23 protein-coding genes are annotated in these 22,425 nt (G+C 65.5%); 3 read left to right on the plus strand and 20 right to left on the minus strand.

Annotated elements, in window-relative coordinates; translation table 11 throughout:
* Positions 1–41: 41 nt before the first annotated feature.
* The 15 genes from MNOD_RS10725 to MNOD_RS10795 form a co-directional block, all read right to left on the minus strand.
* On the minus strand, positions 42–488 hold the full coding sequence (locus MNOD_RS10725) for a DMT family transporter (protein ID WP_015928891.1): 447 nt from the start codon (positions 486–488) through the stop codon (positions 42–44).
* A 418-nt stretch (positions 489–906) separates the two neighbouring features.
* Complete coding sequence (locus MNOD_RS10730; RefSeq protein WP_015928892.1) at positions 907–1,656, minus strand: LamG domain-containing protein; 750 nt, start codon at positions 1,654–1,656, stop codon at positions 907–909.
* Positions 1,653–3,029: an ABC transporter permease subunit gene (locus MNOD_RS10735; RefSeq protein ID WP_015928893.1), complete on the minus strand. Its 1,377-nt coding sequence runs from the start codon at positions 3,027–3,029 to the stop codon at positions 1,653–1,655. The genes MNOD_RS10730 and MNOD_RS10735 overlap by 4 nt, the downstream gene beginning before the upstream one ends.
* Positions 3,016–3,783, minus strand: coding sequence for an ABC transporter ATP-binding protein (locus MNOD_RS10740; RefSeq protein WP_083786366.1), 768 nt, complete (start codon positions 3,781–3,783; stop codon positions 3,016–3,018). The genes MNOD_RS10735 and MNOD_RS10740 overlap by 14 nt, the downstream gene beginning before the upstream one ends.
* Before the next feature lie 75 nt (positions 3,784–3,858).
* Positions 3,859–4,356, minus strand: coding sequence for a Rap1a/Tai family immunity protein (locus MNOD_RS48895; RefSeq protein ID WP_015928895.1), 498 nt, complete (start codon positions 4,354–4,356; stop codon positions 3,859–3,861).
* A gap of 36 nt (positions 4,357–4,392) precedes the next feature.
* Positions 4,393–5,493, minus strand: a complete 1,101-nt coding sequence (locus MNOD_RS10750) for a Cj0069 family protein (protein ID WP_015928896.1) — start codon at positions 5,491–5,493, stop codon at positions 4,393–4,395.
* An 86-nt stretch (positions 5,494–5,579) separates the two neighbouring features.
* Positions 5,580–5,810, minus strand: coding sequence for a hypothetical protein (locus MNOD_RS10755; RefSeq protein ID WP_015928897.1), 231 nt, complete (start codon positions 5,808–5,810; stop codon positions 5,580–5,582).
* A 396-nt stretch (positions 5,811–6,206) separates the two neighbouring features.
* Positions 6,207–7,541: an IS1182-like element ISMno38 family transposase gene (locus MNOD_RS10760; RefSeq protein ID WP_012631034.1), complete on the minus strand. Its 1,335-nt coding sequence runs from the start codon at positions 7,539–7,541 to the stop codon at positions 6,207–6,209.
* A gap of 377 nt (positions 7,542–7,918) precedes the next feature.
* A complete protein-coding gene (locus MNOD_RS10765) occupies positions 7,919–8,536 on the minus strand; it encodes a superoxide dismutase (RefSeq protein ID WP_015928898.1) in 618 nt (205 codons plus the stop codon).
* A 110-nt stretch (positions 8,537–8,646) separates the two neighbouring features.
* Positions 8,647–9,609, minus strand: a complete 963-nt coding sequence (locus MNOD_RS10770) for a DUF1259 domain-containing protein (protein WP_015928899.1) — start codon at positions 9,607–9,609, stop codon at positions 8,647–8,649.
* 40 nt (positions 9,610–9,649) lie between these two features.
* Complete coding sequence (locus tag MNOD_RS10775) at positions 9,650–10,018, minus strand: hypothetical protein (RefSeq protein WP_012631193.1); 369 nt, start codon at positions 10,016–10,018, stop codon at positions 9,650–9,652.
* The gene (gene chrA / locus MNOD_RS10780) at positions 10,018–11,427 is read right to left on the minus strand and encodes a chromate efflux transporter (RefSeq protein ID WP_015928900.1); all 1,410 of its coding nucleotides are present in this window, start codon (positions 11,425–11,427) and stop codon (positions 10,018–10,020) included. Before chrA ends, MNOD_RS10775 begins: the two co-directional genes overlap by 1 nt.
* Before the next feature lie 2 nt (positions 11,428–11,429).
* Complete coding sequence (locus tag MNOD_RS10785) at positions 11,430–12,260, minus strand: chromate resistance protein ChrB domain-containing protein (RefSeq protein ID WP_015928901.1); 831 nt, start codon at positions 12,258–12,260, stop codon at positions 11,430–11,432.
* Positions 12,261–12,414: 154 nt separating this feature from the next.
* Positions 12,415–13,206 (minus strand): ABC transporter permease, encoded by a 792-nt coding sequence (locus tag MNOD_RS10790; protein ID WP_012631194.1) that lies wholly within the window; start codon positions 13,204–13,206, stop codon positions 12,415–12,417.
* Positions 13,203–13,823 carry an ABC transporter ATP-binding protein gene (locus MNOD_RS10795; RefSeq protein WP_015928902.1) on the minus strand — a complete coding sequence of 207 codons (621 nt, stop codon included), beginning with the start codon at positions 13,821–13,823 and terminating at the stop codon, positions 13,203–13,205. The genes MNOD_RS10790 and MNOD_RS10795 overlap by 4 nt, the downstream gene beginning before the upstream one ends.
* A 339-nt stretch (positions 13,824–14,162) precedes the next feature.
* On the opposite strand from MNOD_RS10795, the gene MNOD_RS10800 reads away from it, so the two are divergent.
* Both MNOD_RS10800 and MNOD_RS10805 read left to right on the plus strand, forming a co-directional pair.
* Entirely contained in the window at positions 14,163–14,429 is a 267-nt protein-coding gene (locus tag MNOD_RS10800) for a metal-sensing transcriptional repressor (protein ID WP_015928903.1), read from the plus strand.
* Positions 14,430–14,442: 13 nt separating this feature from the next.
* On the plus strand, positions 14,443–15,777 hold the full coding sequence (locus MNOD_RS10805; protein WP_015928904.1) for an MFS transporter: 1,335 nt from the start codon (positions 14,443–14,445) through the stop codon (positions 15,775–15,777).
* 218 nt (positions 15,778–15,995) lie between these two features.
* On the opposite strand, the gene MNOD_RS42890 is transcribed toward MNOD_RS10805, so the two are convergent.
* From MNOD_RS42890 to MNOD_RS10815, 3 genes are all read right to left on the minus strand, one after another.
* A complete protein-coding gene (locus tag MNOD_RS42890) occupies positions 15,996–18,716 on the minus strand; it encodes a 3-keto-alpha-glucoside-1,2-lyase-like domain-containing protein (RefSeq protein ID WP_157091421.1) in 2,721 nt (906 codons plus the stop codon).
* A gap of 131 nt (positions 18,717–18,847) precedes the next feature.
* Positions 18,848–20,128: an IS66-like element ISMno2 family transposase gene (locus tag MNOD_RS10810; RefSeq protein WP_012631399.1), complete on the minus strand. Its 1,281-nt coding sequence runs from the start codon at positions 20,126–20,128 to the stop codon at positions 18,848–18,850.
* A 750-nt stretch (positions 20,129–20,878) separates the two neighbouring features.
* Positions 20,879–21,136: a hypothetical protein gene (locus MNOD_RS10815; protein WP_015928906.1), complete on the minus strand. Its 258-nt coding sequence runs from the start codon at positions 21,134–21,136 to the stop codon at positions 20,879–20,881.
* 184 nt (positions 21,137–21,320) lie between these two features.
* On the opposite strand from MNOD_RS10815, the gene MNOD_RS46300 reads away from it, so the two are divergent.
* Complete coding sequence (locus tag MNOD_RS46300) at positions 21,321–21,830, plus strand: hypothetical protein (protein WP_157091422.1); 510 nt, start codon at positions 21,321–21,323, stop codon at positions 21,828–21,830.
* A gap of 131 nt (positions 21,831–21,961) precedes the next feature.
* Here MNOD_RS46300 and MNOD_RS10830 read toward each other — a convergent pair whose 3' ends face one another.
* Positions 21,962–22,252, minus strand: a complete 291-nt coding sequence (locus MNOD_RS10830) for a hypothetical protein (RefSeq protein ID WP_015928908.1) — start codon at positions 22,250–22,252, stop codon at positions 21,962–21,964.
* Entirely contained in the window at positions 22,249–22,419 is a 171-nt protein-coding gene (locus tag MNOD_RS47980) for a hypothetical protein (protein WP_015928909.1), read from the minus strand. Before MNOD_RS47980 ends, MNOD_RS10830 begins: the two co-directional genes overlap by 4 nt.
* Between the last annotated feature and the right edge of the window lie 6 nt (positions 22,420–22,425).

Here is a 22,425-nt window from a genome sequence, read left to right on the forward strand (position 1 = left end):
TGTAGGTCGGGTTCAGACATCCGAACTTCCATCTGCTGCGGTCAGAAGCGTGCGACCAGCACCATGCCACCAATCATCAGGGCAATGCCGATCAAGCGCCACAGGTTCGCCGCATGTACTTCGAACCCGAGCCAGCCGAAGTGGTCGAGTATCACGGAGGAGTCCACCTGGCCGGTCACCACCGAGGCCATGAGCGTGGCTGCACCGAGCTGGTAGGCCAGCAGAATGGCCGCCAGGCCGTAAGCGGCCCCGGCCAGTCCACCAACCCAGGCCCACCAGGGCACCCCGGCGATCTTATCGGGGCCCGGCCAGGCTTGGCGCACAAGCAGGCTTGCCAAAATGACCGCGCCAAAGCCCAGGGCGTAGTTGACCAGGAGCGCCGCCATCGGCTCGCCCAGGCCCTTGCGCAGCGCGGCATTGCTACCCGCCTGCACCGTCGTCAGAGCACCTGCGAGGACGGCAATCGGGACAACGAACCAGGCCAACATGCTTGCCTCAGTGCTTGCGCATGAACACTGTCCCGTCAGCTCAGCTTCGGGTGGCCTTTACGTGCTGGGGTGCGGCGACCAGACCCTTGGCCAGGCAAGTCGTATCGGCATTGGCCCAGAACTCCATGAAGAACAGCTGGGGTTCGTCGTCGGGCGTAATGACGCTGAAAGCGGCGAGGGGTCAATCAGTCGGCGCATGATCGTTTCATCCGATGTGGTGTCACATTCAGCCTCGCGCGATCAGGTCAGAGTTGTCCGGCCGTACGGCGGTGACAGGCCGCGGTAAGCCGTCGGAGCGTTGCTCGGGCCGGAGCATCGGGCGCCTCATCCGGAATTGGAGATACGAAACTCGCGTTGATCTCACAATCATGTGAATGTTAGGGCTAAATCAATGGCATTTGTTGCAGCATCCCTTTGATCAGCTCGGTTGAATGACGGTGAAGTCGTCGAAGAGGACGTAGCTGTCAGCTTTCGACCATAATCCGACCTTGCCTGCGACCGGAGCAGGCAGTGCATGAGTCAGCGTCAGTTTGCCGTCGAGGTAGCCCTGAACCGTGCGGCCCTTCACCGACACCCGCAGATCGTGCCACCGACGTGACGCGGTAGGTGTGTTGCGGACCCACTCTACCGAGCTGCGCTTCCCCCGCACGACCCGCCATAATACGAGGTTGTTCTCCAGAGCATTGGCACGTACGGTCAGGTAATCACCGTTCGGCTTGAGGTTGAACAGGATGCCCGCAGCCTGATCGATCCGGCCCTCAAGGGCCTTGAAGCGAACTGCGATTTCGCCCTGGCTGAAGTCGTCCACGCCCTTGGCCACCGCGTAGGGGAAGTAGGCGTAGGCCTGCACGCCATCGAGGAACTCAGCATAGCGCTCGCCGTAGATGGCCCGCGCCTTGTCGGCGATGCCGGCCGATGCTTGGCCCGGACGCCAACGCCGCCCGTCCACGGCCAGTACACGGTTGTCGCCGTCAGCGGCGATGACCCAGTTGCCGACGATCGGCACGAATGCTTTCGGTTCGGCACCGACCGTCTCGGACGAGAAATCGATAACGCCCGGAGCGGCTGCGAAGACTGATCGGATGAGTGCCGGCAGCGCCAAGGAGGCCGCAGCGCCGGCCACGACCCCGCGCCGGGACGGTCGAGGCAGATGCAGGATGGACGTCATGGGCGCTCTCCTGTTGCACGTAACTGAAAGGCGCGCGCCGGCCGTCGCGACTGCCACCATGCGAGGGCGACGACAGCAGGCAGCACCCCGTAGAACCACGGAGCGACGAGGCTGGCATTGGCGACGGTCGGGTAGCCCGCGTAGTCCGTGGCCGCCGACGGATCGGCTACGACGCCAGTCAGCTCGTAAATCAGCGGCAGCACCTCGCGTGGGCTGGTCGAGCGGCTCTCGGCTTGGACGCCATGATACGTGTAGGTCACTAGCCCGTACCGATCGTCGTCGGCTTGCGAGAACAATGTCTTTGCCGTCGCCGCGAGGGTCACGTCGAGATTGGGCAGCAGGCGGCGCAGCTTCCCCAAAACTTGACGGTCGAAATCTGCGAGGCGCGGGTCCTCAGGCGAGAGATGCACGGTAATCGCCAACGGCCCGGCGATCTTCCGCAACGCCGCCTCGTCGCCCGGCGCGAACGAGTTCCGCCGGTTCTCAGTCGTGTCGAGATAGAAGCTGGTTTGTCCACCCAGCGCGGCGGCAGCGAGTGTGACTGTCACGATACTTGCAGACAGCAGCACTCGGCGGCGATCTGGCGGCCCGGGACGCAGCCACAGGGTTGCCAGCGCGGCGAAACCGGCCGCCGCGATCAGCATCCCGAGGACCGCAGGAGCCGCGAGCAGTCCAGTCTCAAACGTCCGCAGCGCGGCGGTCGGCGAAAGGTCGGCCAGCCGGCGCATCCATTCCCCTTGGCCCGCGCCGGCAAAGTCCAGGATCCAAGCGCCAAGCGTGAAGGCCAAGGCGACGATGGCGGCTGTCGCCGGACCATCGGTCACCGCCGCCGCGAACAGACCGACGCAGGCGATCAGCAGGCCGTAGAGGAGGTGCCCCAGCAGCAAGGTGAGCGTCTCGGGCAGCCAGAGATGGCCGCCGAGCAAGGCCCAGAGCAACAGCGCAGAAAGACCAGGCAGCGCTGTCAGCAGCCAACCAACAAGCACCACGGCAAGTTTGATGGCGATGAGTGTCGTCGAACGGTAGGGCAGCTGCAGCATTAGCTTGAGGCCGCCGTCCGCCTTCTCGGCACCAAGCGCCCGGATGGCCACGAACGGGAAGAGCAGAGTGGTTGCGACGTAGAACGCTCCGAAGGTCGGGACCAGCACCCCGTCGAGGGGTGACAGTCCGCGCGCGAGCTCCGGGAACGAGGAGGCGGACCGGCTCGCTTCACCGTACAGCGCGAGCGCTTGAATGAAGCCGTAACCCACCACAGGACACAGAAGCAGCAATACGGCCCACAGGGCCCAGCCGGCGAGCAGGGTACGCAGTTCCGTCACGAACAGTGGCGCCAGCGGCGCGCGCCGGAGGCGCGGGCGATCAGGTAAGGGCAAGGAACACCTCCTCAAGCCCGGCGTCGGACGCGAGCCCAGCCGTCGCGCGCAACGTCTCGAGCGTACCTTCGCCTCGGACGCGGCCGGCACTGAGCAGGACGAAGCGGTCACAGACGCGTGCAGCATCGGTGAGCTGGTGAATGGACAGAAACAGAGTCCGCCCACGCGCAGCGACGCTCCGCAGATGGCGCATGACGTCCCGAGTCTGGTGCAGGTCGAGGCCATCGAAGGGCTCGTCGAAGAGGAGCAGCGGGTGCGGCGCCAGCAGCCCAATCGCCAGCAGCAGACGCCGGCGGTAGCCCTTGGACAACTCGCCAGCTCTCTTGCCCAGGACGGGGGCGAGACCGAGGGCCGCAAGGGTCGTGTTGATCTCGTCCTTCGGCAGCTGGTACGCCGCCCCGAAGAACGACAGTACGTTGGCGACACGGTGATCGGTAAAGGGCGCAATGCCGTCCGGCAGGTAAAACAAGACGGTCTTGCGCGAGCGGATCGGCAAGGCCTCGCCGCGCCAAGTGACGCTGCCGTGATCGGTGGACAGCAGTCCAGCCAGACACTCCAGCAGAGTCGTTTTGCCCGAGCCGTTCGGGCCGATCAGGCCCAGGATCTCGCCTTCGCGCACGGCAAAATCCACCTCCGATAGCGCAACGTCTGCTCCAAACCGCTTCGAAAAACCGGCAACGCGCAGCAAGATTGCACCGCTGCGCTCTCCGTTAATCTGAGGATCGGTTAAGTTCGGAGTTGCCCAGCTGATCATGGTGCCCGTCGCTTCGCGTCGGAACTCAGCCCGCGTTCGCATTCAATTTGTCGAGAGCCTCGCGCAGCCCCCTCGCTAGCACACCTGAGTGATCGCAGGCCCGGAGTTGCGCGATGAATAACCAGGGCTCATCGACGGAGCGTAGAGTTGTACATAGCGATACCCATGCTGCCGCAGAAGCTGGCTTCCTCGAGAGCACGGCCATTTCTCACGGAACGCGAGGCTTGCTCCCGCCAACATGTCGAGCCGCAGGAGCGCCTCATGGGCCCGCGTCCAAGTCAGGAAGATCTCCGACAACTGCTCGAGCGCGTAATGGGCCTTGCAGATGCCGCCCTTGTGACCCCCGTCCCCAAAGGCCGTCAGGGTGTCGGCCACACCGATCAGATAGGCGCTGCACCAGCCCAAAGCATCGCCCTGCTCGGCGATACAGACCGCTTCAAGACTGCGCGTCGTCCGATCTCGCACATCGACGACACGCGGTCCTGACTCGGCAGCCGAAGACTGTATATCGGTTGGCAACGTGGTCAGGACACCAGCAACGAGGTCAGTTGGAACAGCAACCCAGGCGGACATGCCAGCCTCCATCCTCACCGCGTGAACACAGTGTCGTCACTCCGCTTCGGCCGCCTTACGTTCTGGAGGGGGCACCTGGGCCTGCATAGCTTCCCGATTACGCGCCTCACGGACCGCGATGAGCCGCCTGAGGGTCGTGTTGGCCAAGGCTTCGGGTGCCTCGTCCGGAATGGGAAAGACCGAACTCGCGTTGATCTCGCAGAGCACGTAAGTGTCCTCGCCGGCCGGGTTCCTCGGACCGAGCAGGAAATCGGCGTCCCAGATCACCGGCAACGCCTCCGGGTCGAGGCCGAGCAGGCGGGCCATCTGCGGCACCCACTCCCGTTCGAGCAGGCCCCGCAGGCACTGGAACCGCGCGTCGTCCGGCCCCGAATAGAGGCGGGGCTCCGCCGGTCCCGCCTCGGGCGGGGCAAGGGCCCGGACCCGCTGATGGCCGAAGCCCACCACCCTGTCGCCCGACAGATAGCAGCGGATCATGCCCTCTAGGTGCCGCGCCTGGAACGGCTGGTCCACCAGGGTGCCGCCGTCGGTGAAGTCGGCCACCCGCTCCGCCATGAACGCGTCGAGCGGCAGGGTGCGCCCGTGACGATCGCCCCACGCCTCCTGGACGGCGACGTCGGCCCCCGTCGACCGCTCAACCTTCCAGACCCCGAGCCCGCCGTTGCCGCGGTTCCGCTTCAGCACCCGCGGGCCCGCCGCAACCCGCGCAGGAAACTCCGCCGCGAGCGCAGCGTGATCTCTGTACACGTGGGTGTCGGTGCCCCAGCCCAGCTCGCGGGTCCGATGGAGCACCTCCTTCACGCCGATCCGGGTGATGACGTCCGGATGACCGCTGACGAAGATGCCCGCCGCGGCCACCTCCCGTAGCAAATCATCCAGCACCCCACGCCCGCCGCTGCCCGGTGCTGGGATTGGGTTCACCCAGACCAGCACCCCGTCCACGCCCATCAGCTGGGCGCGCACATCGTCGGTGAGCGGGTCCGACCAGACCGCCGGCTCGGCGGCGATTCCGTGCCGCTCCAGCGCCGCGAAGATCGCGGTGAGCCGGCTCGTCTCCGGCCGCGCCTCCGCGCGCTCCCGGGCGTCACCCCACCAGACGATGGCAACCTTGAAACGGTGTGAGAGGGCATCAGGCATGATCGCGGTCCGGATCACAGTTGCGAGGAGTACCTCAGGCGGATCGCCAGTAGGACGATGCGGTCGAGATGCTGCGCCATCCTGTTCTACGGATCGCGGATGTAAGCATCGAAAATAGGCGAGCTCGCCCGTCGCAGCTCGACGCAGTCATGATCGACCCACATCTCGTAGCACGCACTGAGAACATCGGGAATTTTCTTGCACACATGATTTTTCTCTACGATCCAAGCGCCCGATGGGATGATCCGATTATTATCGATGCGCAGCTTTCCGTTCCGCATGTAGGTTTCGCCCCAGTGGGCGTAGTCCGTGAGCATTCTGCCTGCCAGAGCTTTCGGAGTTAGTACAACATCAGCGCGTTCCGGGCGGGACACATGTAGCATCCATAGTCAATGACATGCCGTAGCTCAGAGCACTTGTGGATCTCTAATCGTCATCGCCGTCGTCCTCCCGAAAACGTCCGGTGCGGGAGTCGACAGTTATGTCCCGCTCTTGTCCGTCCTTAACCCCTCTCACCTGCAGAAAGTCGCCGCTACGGTGGATTTCAACGCTTAACCAACCCTGGGATTGCAGTGTTTCCCTAACTTGATCCTCCGTCACTGGCCGGTCGCCTGCGATGAGAATCCGGTCCTCCCTAGGAGCCCGTCCGAGTAACGGTTTGATGCGTTGGGACTAAGGTTGAGATCTGGGCGGATGGCTCCTGCGCCACAGGCTCAGCGCGCGGCCTGCGCCAGCTTCAGGAGGTTATGGGCGGTGCAGATCATCGCCCACTCGCCGCGGACCTGATCGAGCCCACGTAGCAGGAACTGTCGGAAGCCTCTGGCCTGCTTGATCTGCCCGAACACCGGCTCGACGACCTGCTTCCTGAGACGGTAACGGCTCCGGCGCCCAGCCCGCTTCAGGCGGACGGCCATCGCGCTCATCAGGGGCATCTTCGTCAGCCTCCGGCGACCTGCTGCATCCGCCTCGCCGTGACGGGCACGGCCCGGAGCGAGATAGGCTGTGATCCGTCGCTCCTGCAGCGCGGCCAGGTTCGCCTCGGTGGCAAAGCCGGCATCTCCGGAGACCTCCCGCGGCTTGCGCCCGAGATGGGTGCAGACGCCGTCGACGAGCGGCACGAGAGCGCGCGAGTCGGCGGGGTTCGTCACGAGCCGATGCGCGACGATCACCTGATGGGCCGCATCAACCGCAATCTGGCCGTTGTAGCCCTGCACGAACCCGTCGCGCGTGGGCAGGATGCGGCTGTCCGGGTCGGTGAAGTTGCGCTGCGCCCGGTCGGGCGGACCGCCGTCCTCGCCCCGCAAGGGCCGACCTTGCCAGCGCATGCCCGACGAGGCCCCCGGCCCGTCCTCGTCCTCCGGATCGGGCGGATCGGCAGCCTCTGCCTCCAACGCGGCCTTGGCGGCGCGGATCGTCTCCAGCCGCCGCTGCTTGTCGGCCATCCAGGCCGGTGTCTCGTCGCCACGATGGTCGGTCCCATGAGCCCGATCCTCCGCCGCGTCGGCCTCGCGCGCTTGATCCAGCCAAGCCTCGACCTCGGCGGCCAGCGTCGACTCGGCCGCCTTCATCCGGCCGTAGCTCATCGCCTTGTGGCGCGAGGCGTTGGCCTTCAGCTTGGTGCCGTCCACCGCCACGTGGGCAAAGCCGACCAGCCCGGCCGCCCGGCACAGCCGCAGCACCTGCACGAACAGGTCCGAGAGCGCCGTCAGATGCCGCTTGCGGAAGTCAGCGATGGTGCGGAAGTCGGGCCGGTTCAGGCCGGTCACGGCCATGAAGTCAACCCGCTCCTCGCAGGCGCGGGCGAGCTGACGCGACGAGTACAGACCGCGGCTGTAGCCGTAGAGGAGCAGGGCCACCATCATGCCGGGATGGTAGGGCGGGTAGCCGCGCTCCTCGGTGTAGGTGTCGAGAATGGCTGAGAGGTCGAGCGCCTCGCGCACCGTATCGCGCACGAAGTGCGCCATGTGCCCGGGCGGCACGAACTCATGCAGCGAGGGTGGCAGCAGCCAGCCCTGATCGACGTCCCAGGAGCGAAACACCTTGGCCATGAGCCGAGTGAATCATCCCAAAGCGCCGCCGTCGAGGTACTTACTCGGACGGGCTCCTAGCTGTGCCGAACGCGAGCAACGCGCCTGCTCCCGCAGCCATGAGCATGGCTGCGCTCAAGATCAACCAGCGCTTCATGCTTGCCTCCTGAGTTTTACGCCATTTCCTTTTGTCTATCCAGTCGTGTTTTTGCGGATATCTCCTCAGGCAGATGTGGAACAAACCTGCCAAATTGTTGAGAGGCCAGTGCGCCTTTGCCTTCTAGATGCCACCGGAAGGACTTCTCTCTTCGGCCCGACATCATTCTTGGCCGCAATGACGGGACCGCTCAAAGCCAGGGAAAGCGCCGGGGCTGCCGATAGATGCCGACTAGTCTGAACTATCCAGGAGTAGCCGTGGTCCAGTCGTCCTTCCTCAAATCGAAAAATAGCCGGTCCGCGTTCTCCCAGCGGATCGCCTGCATGAAGGTGTCGACGTAAGTCGCGGCCCTGGCGCCATAATCGATGTGGTAGGAATGCTCGTACATGTCGAGCGCCAGGATCGGCACGCCCCCCGCCAGCGTGTGCGCGTGGTCGGCGGCCCACTGGTTGACCAGCTGGCCGTCTCGGGGCGACCAGGACAGGAGCACCCATCCGGAACCGCCGGCCAGAGCTTTGCCCATGGCGATGAACTCGGAGCGCCAGCGCTCGAATGAACCAAAATTGCGCGCGATCGCCTTACGCAGGACCGGTCCCGGCTCGCTCTCCTGGCCAAGGCCGCCGAAAAACAGCTCATGCAGGATCATCGAATTCATCGCGATCAATTGCTCGCGCTTGAGCCCATTGATCACGAAGCCGGGCGTCGTCTCGTAATCCAGCCCGGCAAGCTGCTCCTCGATGAGATTCAGCCGTTTCACGGCACCGCCGTAGTTGTTCTCGTAATGGCTGACGATCAGCCGTTCCGACATGCCTTTGATCCGAGCTGGATCGCAGCCGAGCGGCTTTATGGCGTAAGGCATCCTGACCTCCTCTGACCGAGCGCAGGCGTGATCGCCGAGGGCAACCAGTCCTCTCGTCATGTGCCTGCTTGCGAGGGCAAGGGCGGCCGAGCCGACCCTTGCGTGCTGGCTCAGCCGCCCGACGCGACCTTGACGTGTTTGAGCGCTGCGCCGAGCCCCTTGGCGAGCTTGGCCGTGTCGTCGTTGGCCCAGAAGTGCATGAAGAACAGCCGCGGCTCGTCGCCGAGCATGTGGTTGTGCAGAGCCGTCACCTCGATGCCGTTCTGGCGCAGCGTCTTGATCACCGGGTTCACCTCGTCGGCGGTCAGCACGAAGTCGCCCGTGATCGCCGCCTTGCCGCCGCCGGTCGGCTGGAAGTTGATCGCGATGGCCGAGCCCATCGCCTCCGGCACATCCATCCCGTGGTCCCTCGGGGTCTCCGCGCGCGGGACGCTGACGGCGTAGACCCCGCCGTTGAGCTTGCCCTTGCGCCCGAGCGCCGCCTCGATGGCCGCCGTGTCGAGGGGCTGCGCCTGGTCCGAAGCTGTGGCCCGCGCGGGCGCCGGGCTTGCCCCGGCCGAGGCCGGGCCCGGGTGGCCGGCCGGCGGCGTGCCGGTCGCCGTCTCGGCGCCGAACGGGGTGCGGCTCGCGCCGAGCGCCCCCATCAGCGTCGCGGCGAGCTTCCCGGGCTCACCATGTCCCGAGACGTGCATGTAGAGGGGGTTGGGCGAGGCGCGCAACAGGTGGTTGTGCAGGGCCGTGATCTCCACGCCGCCCTCGACCAAGCGCGTCATGACCGGGTTCACCTCGTCCTCGGTGAGCACGAGGTCGCCCATCACCATCACCTGGTTCTCGCCGGCCTTCCGAAAGGCCAGCCAGGAGCCGAGAGCCAGCGCGGGTTTGATCGACACGCCGTCGAGCGTCACCGCCAGATCGGTGCGGGGCAGGCTGACGCGGTAGACCCCGCCCGGCATCTCCGTGCCGGGCTTGCCGAGGCCGGTGGCGATCGCCTGCTGCCACGTCTCAGCTGCCTGCACGGGCGGCGCGAGCGCCACCAGGCTCAATGCGAAAAGAGAAGCTATTTGTCGGCGCATGGTCATCTCCTTCGTGACCAGGTTTCGTGTCAGGCCGGCATCACGGCCGCCGGGCCGGCGCCTGCAGCACGCCTTCCTCGGGCAGGGCGCCGTCGCGCCGGAACTCGACATGGGTGCCAGCCATCCAGACTTGGAGGCAGGGATCGGCATTCAGGCACAGCGCGTCGCCCTGGAGCCGCCAAATGCCGGTGCGGGCTCGCCCCATGGACACGGTCTGCAATCGACCGCCTGGCTCGAAGCGGTAGGCCCAGTGCACCTCGTCGGTGACCTCCTTCCCGGTCAGACGCGCGCGGATCTGCGGCCCGGTCAGCTGCCGAAATGTCTCTGCGGCCGGCGCTGGGTGGGCCAGCCCCAGGCTGAACAGCAGGACCGCGCCGCCCTGCCAGAGCCCGCGATGCCAGGGACGCATCAGACCAGCCCCGCTAAGTGGAGGGCCACGCCCGCGGCCGAGCAGGCCGCGAGCGTCGTGATCATGCCGACCTTGAACCGGAACACGGCCACGGCGGCCGCGAGCGCCAGGACCAGGGCGAAGGGGTTCACACTGGCGAGCACTGGCACATCGAACCGGAGAGGGCCGGCCACAGCAGGTCGCACCTGCGTGAAGATGGTGTGGAGCGCAAACCAGACCGCGAGGTTGAGGATCACGCCCACCACGGCCGCGGTGATGGCCGCCAGCGCGCCGGCGAGCGCCCGGTTGCCGCGCAGGCGCTCGACGTAAGGAGCCCCGACGAAGATCCAGAGGAAGCAGGGCACGAAGGTCACCCAGGTGGTCAGCAGGCCCCCGAGCGTCCCGGCGACGAGCGGCGGCAGCGAACCGGGGGCGCGGAAGGCGGCCATGAAGCCCACGAACTGCGTGACCATGATCAGCGGTCCGGGCGTGGTCTCGGCCATGCCGAGCCCGTCGAGCATCTCGCCGGGCTTCAGCCAGCCGTAATGCTCCACCGCCTGCTGCGCGACATAAGCCAGCACCGCATAGGCGCCGCCGAACGTCACCATGGCCATCTTGGAGAAGAACACGGCGATGTGGCCAAACACCTGGTCCGGCCCGAGGGCGAGCAGGAGGCCGGCGACCGGCAGCAGCCAGAGGCCCGCCCAGAGACCCAGCACCCGCAGGGTGTCCCGCGGCGCTGCCCGTTCCTGCGGGAGCTCGTCATCACCGAGCAGGAAAGGGCCCTCAGCGACCGTGTCGGACGCGCCGTGGCCACCGCCGGCCTGGAACTCCGGCCGACCCGCCCGCCCGCCGAAGTAGCCGATCACTCCGGCGGCCAGCACGATGAGCGGGAACGGCACATCAAGGAAGAAGATCGCCACAAAGGCCGCTGCGGCAAGCGCCACCATGATCCGGCTCTTCAGAGCGCGCTGGCCGATCCGCCGCACGGCCTGGAGCACGATCGCGAGCACCGCGGCCTTGAGGCCGAAGAACAGGCCGGCGACCAGGCCGACCTGGCCGTAGAGGGCGTAGATCCAGCTCAGGGCCATGATCGCCAGGATGCCCGGCACGACGAAGAGCCCGCCCGCGACGAGGCCGCCGCGTGTGCCGTGCATCAGCCAGCCGACATAGGTGGCGAGCTGCTGGGCCTCGGGGCCGGGCAGGAGCGTGCAGAAATTCAGGGCGTGCAGAAAGCGGTGCTCGGAGATCCAGCGCTGCTCCTCGACCAGGATGCGGTGCATGACCGCGATCTGCCCGGCCGGGCCGCCGAAGGACAGGGCGGCGACCCGCAGCCAGACCGGCAGGGCTTCGGCCAGGGTGACGGCCGAGGGCGGGCCGGCCTCGGCCGCCGCCCCAGCCGGCGCGGCGTTCACGGCGGTGCTGCCCATGGTCAGCCCCCCGGCTTCGGCTTGTTGGTGGGCCAGTTGTGGGTCTCGGCGGTGGCGTCCCGGCACCAGCGGTAGAAGGCGTCGTAGAGCAGCATCCCGGCATCGAGCTGCGCCAGATCGTCGGCATACATCCGCGACAGCCCGAGCGAGGCGGCGAGCAGACCGGCTGCCTCGGGGGCGAGGTCGAGCCGCGCCGTATCGGCGCCGCGCACGATGGCCGCCAGCCGGCGCAGGGGCTCGGTCCCGAGGGTCAGCTCCTCGAGCATCACGTCGAAGCTGCACCGCTCGCCCCGGTGGCTCCAGAACACGTCCGGATCATCGATGTCGAAGGGGGCTGCCCGGAACGTCTCGGCCACGGCGGTCACCTCGGAGGGGGGCACGAACAGGAACACGGCGGCGGGATCGACGAAGCGGCGGATCAGCCACGGGCAGGCGATGCGGTCGATCTTCGGCCGGGCGCGCGTGACCCACACGGTTCGGCCCAGGGCATCGCGGGCGGGCAGCTTGTCGGCCGGCACCATGGGCAGGCCGGCCGCATGCCAGGCATTGGTGCCGCCCTCCAGCACCTCGGCCGGCACCCCCTCCTGCCGCAGCCAGGCAGCGACGCCATGACTGAGCTTCTGGCCGCTTTGACATGTCACGACCGCGGACCGGCCGACCAGGGCGCCAGCCCAGGCTGCCACGTCGCCCCAGGGGCGGCGCATGGCGCCCGGAATCAGCCGGGGATCCGCGGCGAAGTCCTCGTCGGTGCGGACGTCGAGGAGCACCGGGCAGCCGGGGGTGCCGAGGAGACGAGCGAGCTTGTCGACAGGGATGGAATTGGGCGTAGGCATGGCGCGTCCTTGCAGAGAATGCAGGTTGGACGCGATTCTTCAGCCGGAGCCTCGTCGGGAGATCGCTTCCCGATAGTGGGAGAAAAGACCGTCGCGGCGCGCGATGTCAAGCGGCAGCCGCGGCGTTGGCCGTGCAGGTTCCGGACCGTAACGCTCACGCGAGGCGGTCGAGGCGCAGGCGCTGCCTGTCGTCCGTCAGACAGCGAAGAGCAAGACCGGCCGTGGCCAGCGCCGCGAGGCCACTCGCGCCCGTCAGCAGGAACAGGAGCAGGATCTGGTACTTCACCGCCTCGACGGGATCCATTCCGGCCAGGATCTGGCCCGTCATGATCCCGGGCAGCGTGATGATGCCCGCAGCCGACATCTGGTTGATGATCGGCAGCAGGCCGCGGCGCACGGCCGTGCGGAAGAGGCCCGCGGCAGCCTGCCGGAACGGCACGCCGAGCCCGAGCTGGGCCTCGATGGCGCTGCGCTCACGCCGCACGCCTCCGAGCAGGCTGTCGAGCGTCAGGCTGGCCGCGTTGAGCACCGATCCCAGAACGATGCCGGCGAGCGGGACGGCGTAGCGGGGATCGTACCAGGGCGTCGGGCGGATCGCCGTCGACAGGGCGAGGCCGGCGGTCGCCAGGGTGGCAACGAGGACGCTGCCGAGGCTGATCGCCAGCGTGACAAAGCCCCGGAAGCGCCGCTCGGGCCGCGCGGCGACCTCCCGGGCGGCCACGAGGCTCATCACCAGCACGAGCAGCAGCGTCGCCACCGGATCGTTCAGCGCGAAGACGAAGCGCAGCAGGTACCCCACGCCGATCAGCTGAACGACCATGCGCGCGGCCGCCAGCACGAGTTGGCGGTGGAGGTTGAGGCGCAGGGCGAGCGAGAGGCCCGCATCCAGGACGACGAGCGACGCCGCGAGCGCGAGGTCGGTGGCGCTGAGGGTGATCGGGGTCATGGCACCGCCTCCAGCCGACGCGCCGCCATGCGCAGGGCCCGTGCGCTCAGACGCTCGCTCTGACCGGGATCATGGGAGACCATCAGGATGATCGCTCCGGCTGCCGCACGCTCCCGCAGAAGCGCCTCGACGGCCGTGGTGGAAACCGGATCGAGAGGCCCGGTGGGCTCGTCGAGGAGAAGGGCCGGCGTCTCACGCACGAGGGCGCGGACCAGGGCCAAGCGCTGACGTTCCCCGGTCGAGAGATTGGCGACCAGTCCCGCGAAGGGGCGTGCGCCGACACCGAGACGTGCGGCGAGCGCCTCGGCTGCGACCCGGTGCTCCGGCGCGACGTGATCGGCGATCGCGTCGCTCCACCAGCCTGGCTCGGCGGCGACGTAGGGGATCTGCCGCCGCCACTCCGGAGCCGGCATCTCGGAGCGCCACCGCCCGTCGAGCCGGACCCGCCCGGTATTCACGTCGAGATCGGCGATCATGCGCAGGAACAGGCTCTTTCCCGAGCCGGACGGGCCGGCGATGGTCACGATCTGCCCCTTGGGCACGACGAGATCGAAAGGCCCCGCCAGATCGCTGCGCAGGTCCTCGATATGCAGTCCCCGATCGCGGTCACACCTCATGGCAGGTCGGAGCCCGGCGAGGCTCTGCCTTCGCACCGACAGCGGACCGTCTTGCCGAGACAGCGGCAATGCAGTGCTCGCCGCCGTCTCCCGCTCGCAATTGGAGCCGGAAGCCGTGGAGGCGGACGATGGAGGTGACGCTGGCGCTCGACCGTCACCGTCGTGTCGGGCGCGGCGGCAACGGACTGGGTCGCTGTGCGGGTCGGCACGGTCGGCCGTCCTCTCTCCGAATAGCGGGTCCAAATCAAAAGCATAACTGTGCTGGCGGACGTGGGCCGCATCTGGACGCGACCACTTTTCGGGTTTGCCGGATCCTATCCCCCTGGGTAGGATATCGCCATGCAACATGCCTCCCACCCGGACATCGTCAAGCGTCTCAGGCGCGCCCACGGCCATCTCGCCTCGGTCATCGCCATGATCGAGGAGGGGCGCCCCTGCGTGGATCTTGCCCAGCAGCTCCACGCCGTAGAGAGCGCCATCACCAACGCCAAGCGCGAGCTGATCCAGGACCACATGGAGCATTGCCTCGGCGACGCAGTCGGGTCCGGCGAGGTGTCGGCCCGGTCCGCACTGAGCGAGTTCAAGCGGCTCGCCAAGTACCTGTGAGGGCAGGACCCCAATGCTGAGCGTCCTGGCCAATCGCACCTACCGCCACCTGTTCGCCGCGCAGGTCGTCGCCCTCGTCGGGACGGGCCTGCTCACGGTCGCGCTCGGGCTGCTCGCCTACCGGCTGGCCGGCACGGACGCCGGCGCCGTCCTCGGCACCGCGCTCGCGATCAAGATGGTGGCTTACGTGCTCGTGGCCCCCGTGGCGCAGGCCTTCGTCGGACGCCTGCCGCGGCGCGCCTTCCTGGTAGCGACCGACCTTGTCCGCGCCGCGGTCGCCTTGGCGCTGCCTTTCGTCGATCAGGTCTGGCAGGTCTACGTCCTCATCGCCGTCCTGCAATCCGCCTCTGCGGCCTTCACGCCCACCTTCCAGGCGACAATTCCCGACGTGCTGCCAGAGGAACGCGACTACACCCGCGCCCTCTCGCTCTCACGCCTCGCCTACGACCTGGAGAATCTGCTCAGCCCGATGCTGGCCGCGGCCCTCCTCATGGTCGTCGACTTCCACGTCCTGTTCGCGGGCACGGTCCTCGGCTTTCTCGGCTCGGCAGCCTTGGTGCTTTCGGTCAGGCTTCCCGCGAGCAAGCCCCTCGAGCGGCAGGGCGGAGTCTTCGAGCGGACGACCCGGGGCCTGCGCATCTACCTCGCCACCCCTCGGCTGTGCGGGCTCCTGGCTATCAATTTCGCGGTGGCCGCGGCCGGCGCCATGGTCCTCGTCAACACGGTCGTGATCGTGCAGGCCCTGCTTCACCGGCCGCAGGACGACGTCGCCCTGGCCCTCGGCTTGTTCGGGGGCGGCTCGATGCTGGCGGCCCTCGCCCTGCCGCGGGTGCTCGACCGGCTGCCCGACCGCGCCGTCATGATCCCCGCGGCTGCCCTCCTCGGGGTCGTCCTGCTCGGCTTCGCGGAGGAGGCGTGGCGGGGCGGCATCGGGTGGTTGGTGCTGCTCGAATGCTGGCTGGTGCTCGGCATCGGCTACTCGGCGGCCCAGACTCCGACCGGGCGCCTTCTGCGGCGCTCGGCGGCGCCGGAGGACCGGCCCGCGCTGTTTGCGGCCCAGTTCGCTCTCTCGCACGCGGCTTGGCTCATCACTTACCCGCTGGCCGGCTGGCTCGGGGCCAAGGCCGGGATGCCGGCCACCCTGGCCGTTCTTGGCAGCATCCCCCTGGCGGCCGTGGCCGCGGCCCTGTTCCTCTGGCCGGCCGATGACCCCGAGGTGGTTGAGCACGCCCACATTGACCTCGACCCGAGTCACCCCCACCTACGAACAACTCACGGTATCCGTCATGCCCATCCTTTCGTCATTGATGACCTGCATCGCCATTGGCCTTCTGGGCGCCACGGCTGACTTGATGAGCATGCCAGGAAAGCGTCGTCGGGTCTGGCAATGTGTATGCCGGGAGGGAGCGACATCGGGCTCTTCTCGCTGAGGCAGACGCATCCGCCTCAACGCCAGCGCAAATCACATGATCTGTGTCCAGTTCCGGCATTCAACAGCACTTCTAACCGCAGCTGAGAGAAGCTCAGTGTGGCTTATCATTTTTCCCCTATGTCGGGGCCAGTTTATCAAAGCACGGTAATTCGTATGTTTCTGAACGCTGTCGTATAGCTGTAATTAGCATACGATTGCAAACCTATAAACGTGGGTTCTACTGGCGAAAACCGGCCGCGAGCTGGGTCGGTGTTAGTATACCGGGCGGTGGCAGTGCCGTTGAGATTGACCGTTATCACATCTCCCTGCACCTCGATTATGTACTGGTTCCACGCGAGCACACGCGCATCCAGCGGGTTAACGAAGTCAGCCACCTGCGCCGCAGGGAGCGCCGGGTCATCTGGGCCGTCATTTGGATAGTTGACGGCATAGACCGCTCCAGTTCGATGTCTGGCCCGCCCGTCTGGCGCACCCGTGTTATCGATCTGCACTTCGAAACCTGCCGCTACCGCCGGCAGTCCAGGCGTGAAGACCGCAGAGTATGCTGGGTTGTAATACCCCGTCGACTGCGGATTCCTAAAACGGACAAAGACTCCACTGTTTGTCTGGAAGGTCCGAGTAAAAAACTCCAGCTCTAGGCGGTAATTCTGAGGCACCGGGATGGTGCACCAGAGCAGACCTAGGTCGAAGCTGGGGACACTCTGCAGTGCTCCATCGATGACGTGGAACGTGCCACGACCAGCCATTCGCCAATTTGTTATCGTCTGTCCATCAAACAATTGAATGACGGTGCCAGCAGCGGGCGGTGCGGGTATCGGAGGCCGGAAGAACGGTGCTACCGGCCGAGCGGGAGCAGGAGGATTCCCAATGCCGTCGCCCTCCGGAGCTAGCCGCCTCGCTAGGCGGCGGCGCAGCGCGATACCATTCATGACGGGATTAGCGGACCCGCAGGTCGGCAGGACGGAAGCATCTCCGGCATAAAGATTGGTTACGTAGTGAAATTGGCCGTCCGGATTCGTAACTGACAATGACGGGTTGTCTCCCATACGCAGCGTGCCGGACTCATGGTAGGTTGTACCGAGGCCGTCTGGCTGCCTCGCACCAGCATTGAGCGGCTGAGCATATCCCAAGATCCCAGCCACGGCGTCAATAGTGGCATCCATTAACCCCATAAGTTGAACGTCTTGTGGGCTACGCACGATGTTCACCGTGGCCCGGGGGATACCATACTCGTCGATGTCGCCTGGCAGCGGCAGCGTTACGCTGTTGTTCTGGAGATTGGGCAGCATTTCGCCGACTGCGCGGATCGCGACATCAAGCTGCCCTGGAGCGGTCTGGGAAAATATTCTAACGTGGTCGATGTCAGGCACGCTCTGGAAGAGCAGTGCGTCAGAGCGGCCGCCTCCCGCAGCTCCGGGTGGCACTGCCGATGCGGTAATCTGTAGATGGTAGTGAGCGGGCGTGCCGTCCGGGAGGTTGGCTCGACAGCGCACTAACAGAGCTGATAGTTCCTGCTGCGCCAGCGGAACAGGAAGCGGCGCGATGGTAAAGCTCACGTTTTTACGCAAGTGCACCATCAGGTTCCTGCCCATCTCGGGGCTGTTCGGCACGCCTTGCACGCTCAGCATCGCAAGCCTGGCGCTCTCAATTGCTCCAGCGGCGAGTACTACGATAGGCCGACGATTGACATTTCCGTTAATTGGAGTACTGAGATCTAATGATCCGTTTCCGGTGTCTATTCGGATGACTTCTTGTACGACGGCGCCCGTAGCCAGTGTGTAAGGCCGTGTCGCCAAACGTGTGACATGACAGTTCGGCACGATCATGAGCCGTTTGGCTCGATTGTCTGTACCCGCCTCGCCGAACGCTGCGCGCGCAGCGGTAATTCCAAGTGGTACGCTGCTGAACTTATTGAAAGGAAAGAAACCGGGCCGGGTTATAGCTTGAACACTCAACGGAGCATCGAGTGCAAGACTAAGTTGGAAGCTGGCATAAGGCGGTGCACTGAGCTGCTGGCTCAAAGCAGCAGTAATATCACCAGGAGATTCTACAACATAGTCTGGCATCTCAGCTAGCGGGATGGCATTAGGAACAGCGCCATAGTTTAGAAAGAGCCTTTGGCGCAGGAAGTCATGAAGCATACCGTTAATGAAGTCGTTGGATGCACTGACTCCCGTTTGCTGCGCAGCCTGCAGCTGGAAACCATTATTGATCGTGCTCTCAAGCGTGAGATCCTCCACGACGGCAGCAGGCCACAATGTGCCGGCGCCGATCGTACCGACAGGCGTCCTGTGCATCTCCGTCTCGAGATACCGCGGCGACCAGCCGCCGAAATAAAGTGATCTTCCGCCAAGGCAGTAAGCCAGACCGCCAAATCTTTCATTCGAATTCCAGGGAAGACCCCAATTCTCGAGTATCGTCTGCGATTGTAGCCCCTGGGCTATTAGTTCCTGGCGGGTGGCGGGAAGAGCGCTGGTTGAACTCGGCTGAGTCCCGGGTGAGTATAATTGCAAATTTGGTATATCTTGCGTGTGCTCGGGTAATGTAAATGGTCCAGCTTCTAGAACGAGAATTCTGAAACTATTTGGCCTTAAAGAATCACCCAGTACGGACCCAAAACCTTGCTGCTGTGTTCTAAATAATAAATCCTGAGCTAAGGCTAAACCAAACGTTCCGCCTCCTACAACGATTACATCAAAGGGCCCGCTGTCTCTAGCATCCGAGAACGTGTTACATGCGTAATTGCCAAGAATGTCGCGTGTAAAAGATGTCTCAGGAGTCGGAAACATTTTACCCTCCAATTTTAGTGCGATTCGTTTGGATAAAAATATTTGCGGAATAGGATGATTTTGCACCTAGTTTAAGATATCCGCCGGAGAATCAACCATTATCACTTGTAAATTGAGCTATGGCCTCACCAAAGAATGTTCTCGGGATGCTCCATCTTTGTCCCACGCCGTAATTACCCACGCCCGTGGCGGTAGGATCAGGCGCGGATGATGTTGAGGATAGTGGCGAAGGTGCCGGCCCCCGAGAGGCGGGCCGTGTCGACGACGGTGCGCACGTCCGCCTCACCCGCGGCCGCCCACATGGCCCGATAGCCGTTCGTCACCTTCCGCTGCACCACTGCCGGGCGCAGCGCGCGCTCGCAAGCGTTGTTGGTGACCGCCACGCGGCCGGGATGGTCGAGGAAGACCAGGAGCTGGTCGCGGGCTCGGCCGATCTTGGCTTGCAGAGCGCGGGTCAGATCGCAGCGGCTTGGTGCAGCGAGGATGGCGGACAGCTGCCGATCCAGGGCCCGGCGCTTGGCCGAGAGCGTCGAGGCGGCCAGGTCGGTGACGCGCTCGGCCAGGCTGAACACGCTTCCCAGCCAGAGTTGTAGGCGCAGCGGCACGGGGTCGTCGCTGACCTCGACCGCGTAGGCGACGTCACGGGCCAAATGCGCCAGGCAGGTCTGGTGATGCTCACCGTGGCCCTGCTGGGCGGTGTAGCGGTCCGACAGCCACACGGACGGCCGGTGTCCGTCCATCATCGCGTGCACCACCGCGGCGGCCCGCGTCGAGGCCGCGTGATGAACGACCGCTGCGTCCGAGCGGAACACCCAATGATACGAGTTGCTGCCCTCGATGCGCACGCCGGTCTCATCCGAGGCGACTACCGCGGCCCGGCGCAGCGCCGAGACCGCAGCTTCGCGATCGGCACGGAACTGCCTCTGGGCCCGACGCAGCAGGTTCATCAGCCCGCCCTGGCTCAAGGTGAGCCCGAACAGGTCCGACAACGCGGCCTGCAGCCGCTCGTAGGACAGAGCCTGGAAGGTCTTCAGATACACCGCCACCGCGTGCAGGCGCGGGCCGAACGGCGTGCCGCGTGCGGCCTGCGGCACTGGAGCGACGACGCGCGTGCCACAAGCCGGGCAGCGGACGGCGAGCCGTTGATGCTGGGTGACCATCGGTGCCACCGCGGGCAAGTCGATCTGCTCGCACACGCTGACGATCTCGGCCGGCAGATCCGGAGCCAGAACACCTCCGCAGCAGGGGCAGTGACCCGGGCGGTGAGCGACGATCTCGTCGGGATCGGGGCTGAGCGTTCGGCTATGTCCCTCGTGACCCGGCTTGGCGCCGCCGGGCTTGGCCTGCTCGCGCCGCTCCTTGCGGTCGGTCGAGGGCGGCTTGGACGAGGTGCGCGAGGTCTTCTCGGGGCGCTGCAGCCGCAGCACCAGCTCGATCAGCTCCTGCTTGCTCAGGCGTTCCAGCTCGCTGCGGCCCATCCCACGAGGGAATCAGCCAAATCGCCTCCCGGCAAGAGGCGCGGCGAACTCCCTCTAGCGGCCTCGCTTGTGGGTCACGCCGCGCTCGCGCGCACCCCGTGGGTAATTACCCCACGCCAATGTTCGCGGGAACATCGGGGTTGATGTCGCGCGCTAAACGGGTCGGGACGGCAAGCGGAAGTCTGGTCACCCAAAGCCTGTTGCTGGCGCACAGGTCTCGTAATATAGTATTATTTCAGATTTATCTGCAGTCTATGCTACGCTATTTTCGCGACTTAGTATTGCTCTGTGTAGGAGTACATACCGAGCACTTGGCTCAACGGTATGCAGACTAGTCACTACGCGTTTCCGGCTATGATAGTAGTAGGCTGTATCTGATCGCGAGTAGAAACTTTTCCCCTGCTAACGGCGAATAGTTGCGAGGAAGGCGCGGAATCAGTGTAGCAACAAAACTCAGCATTGCAACACCTTCCAAATCAGCTTCTGGTTGAAATTTGCATCGCCCGGCATGGCGCGATTAGGCGGTTCAGGAGGTGCGGCACCTCGTCGGAGTGGCACAGGGCGGCTATTAGGCTGAGGCGGGGAGATACCGGGTCGACTTCGCCGTTGCCCGGCAGGCCTACCACACGAACGCCGTATGGCAGATCCTGCAGAGATCCACCCTTAGGAGCAGTGCCCGACCAATCGGCACTACGAGGCCGAGCGCTCCGTTGACCTGCCATGTCGCTATGGTGTGCGGGGTCGACTCTCTCACATAGGCCTCGCCAGCAGGATCGCCGTCCGCACCGCCATGCGCCGCTGCGCTTCGGTCGCTTTCTCCCATGCGAGCACCTCGCGGGCATAGGGCTGGGTCAGCACGACCGCGGCGAGACAGAGGGCGACACCCTCCGCTATCAGCCGCATGCCGGGCATCGTGTGGTTCAGGTAGTCACGGACGGCCGCATCAATCTGCTCGTCCGTGACGTGCTTGAGCTTGTACAGCTCACCGATCGTCGGGGTGTCAGCCACGCCCGAACTCCCACACCGGGATCCCGCGATACCGCCCCGGCTTGTGCCGTGGGATCGTCCAGAGGTGCATCTGCCCTCCGGCGGAGGCCGTCCTGAGCCTCGCCCTCAGCCTATCCTCCCCGATGACGATGACTCCAGCTGCCTACGGCGCCGACTCGCTCTCTCCCCCGGTCGGCATGTACGGGTGACCAGCGTCGATCAGCGCGCGGTCGATGCCTTCGATGGCCGCCAGCACCTTCGTGAGAACTTCCACATCCGAGAGGTCGAGGTCTCCCGATCCGGCGATCCTTCTGGCGAGCACGAGGCGGCTTTTCGCGAGCTGCTCCCGAGCGCGGCTGAGGGCATCGATTTCAGTCGGCGTTATCAGCTTGCCTCAGCCATTCAGTTCGCCCTGGCCCTGAGGCCCTTGGTTCCGAGCCGGAGCCTGCTCCTGCTCAATGCTTCCGTGCTCCTGCGGTTCGGCCTCTGCCGCCATCCCAGTTCGGAGCTCATCCATGATCGGGATCAGCAGCGGTGGCACGTCTTGCCCGTACTCGTCGAGAAGCAGCCCTGCGGCGACCAGGGCGCGAACGTGTGCATCCGGAACCGGAGCGTCCGCCATGTGAGCGCTCAGCACGCGCTCGGCCAGGAGGTTCGCGAGGCGCGACACCTCGGAGATGCCTCCCGGCTGGTACGAAGCGCCGGGTGCCGATAGCGGATCAGCGCTCATTGCCCAGCACCCCAACTGGTTCTGATCCCGCGGCCGATCATGTCCGCTCCTCACGCTGCCTCCGGTGTCCGACGCCCGGACGCTCGCCATTCTCCTCCATAAGGATGAAGGGGCTTCTAAGCGGCGAGCCTCTGCCTGAAACGGGTGTAAGCCTCGGTCAGCAGCCTGAGATGCCGCGCACCAACCCCATCCTGACTAGCTGTCGCCTCCATGAGTGCGAGCACGCTCCGGTACAGGTCATCCACGGCTGCATCGATGCCAGGATTGCGGACGACAAGGTCCAGCACGTCCAGGAGTGCGGCACGAACCTCGGCAGCTTCGGCCGCGACCGCCTGGCCCTCTGCGATGCGCTTGACGGCATTTTCGATCGCGCTCAGGCGCGCGCTGAGCATCTCGGCTGGCGTCATTCCATACGCCGCCTGGTCGATGCGCCAACGATGAGGGTGGCGAGAGCCGCAGCGCCGGCTCCATCCTGGAGCGCCTTCTCCGGCTCATCAGGCATCACCAGCAGCCACACGAGGGCGGTGGCGACGATGGCGATGCCGAGGGCGGCGGTGATCCCGCGACTGATCACTTCGAA

The organism is Methylobacterium nodulans ORS 2060 (assembly GCF_000022085.1).
GTDB classification, from domain to species: Bacteria; Pseudomonadota; Alphaproteobacteria; order Rhizobiales; family Beijerinckiaceae; genus Methylobacterium; species Methylobacterium nodulans.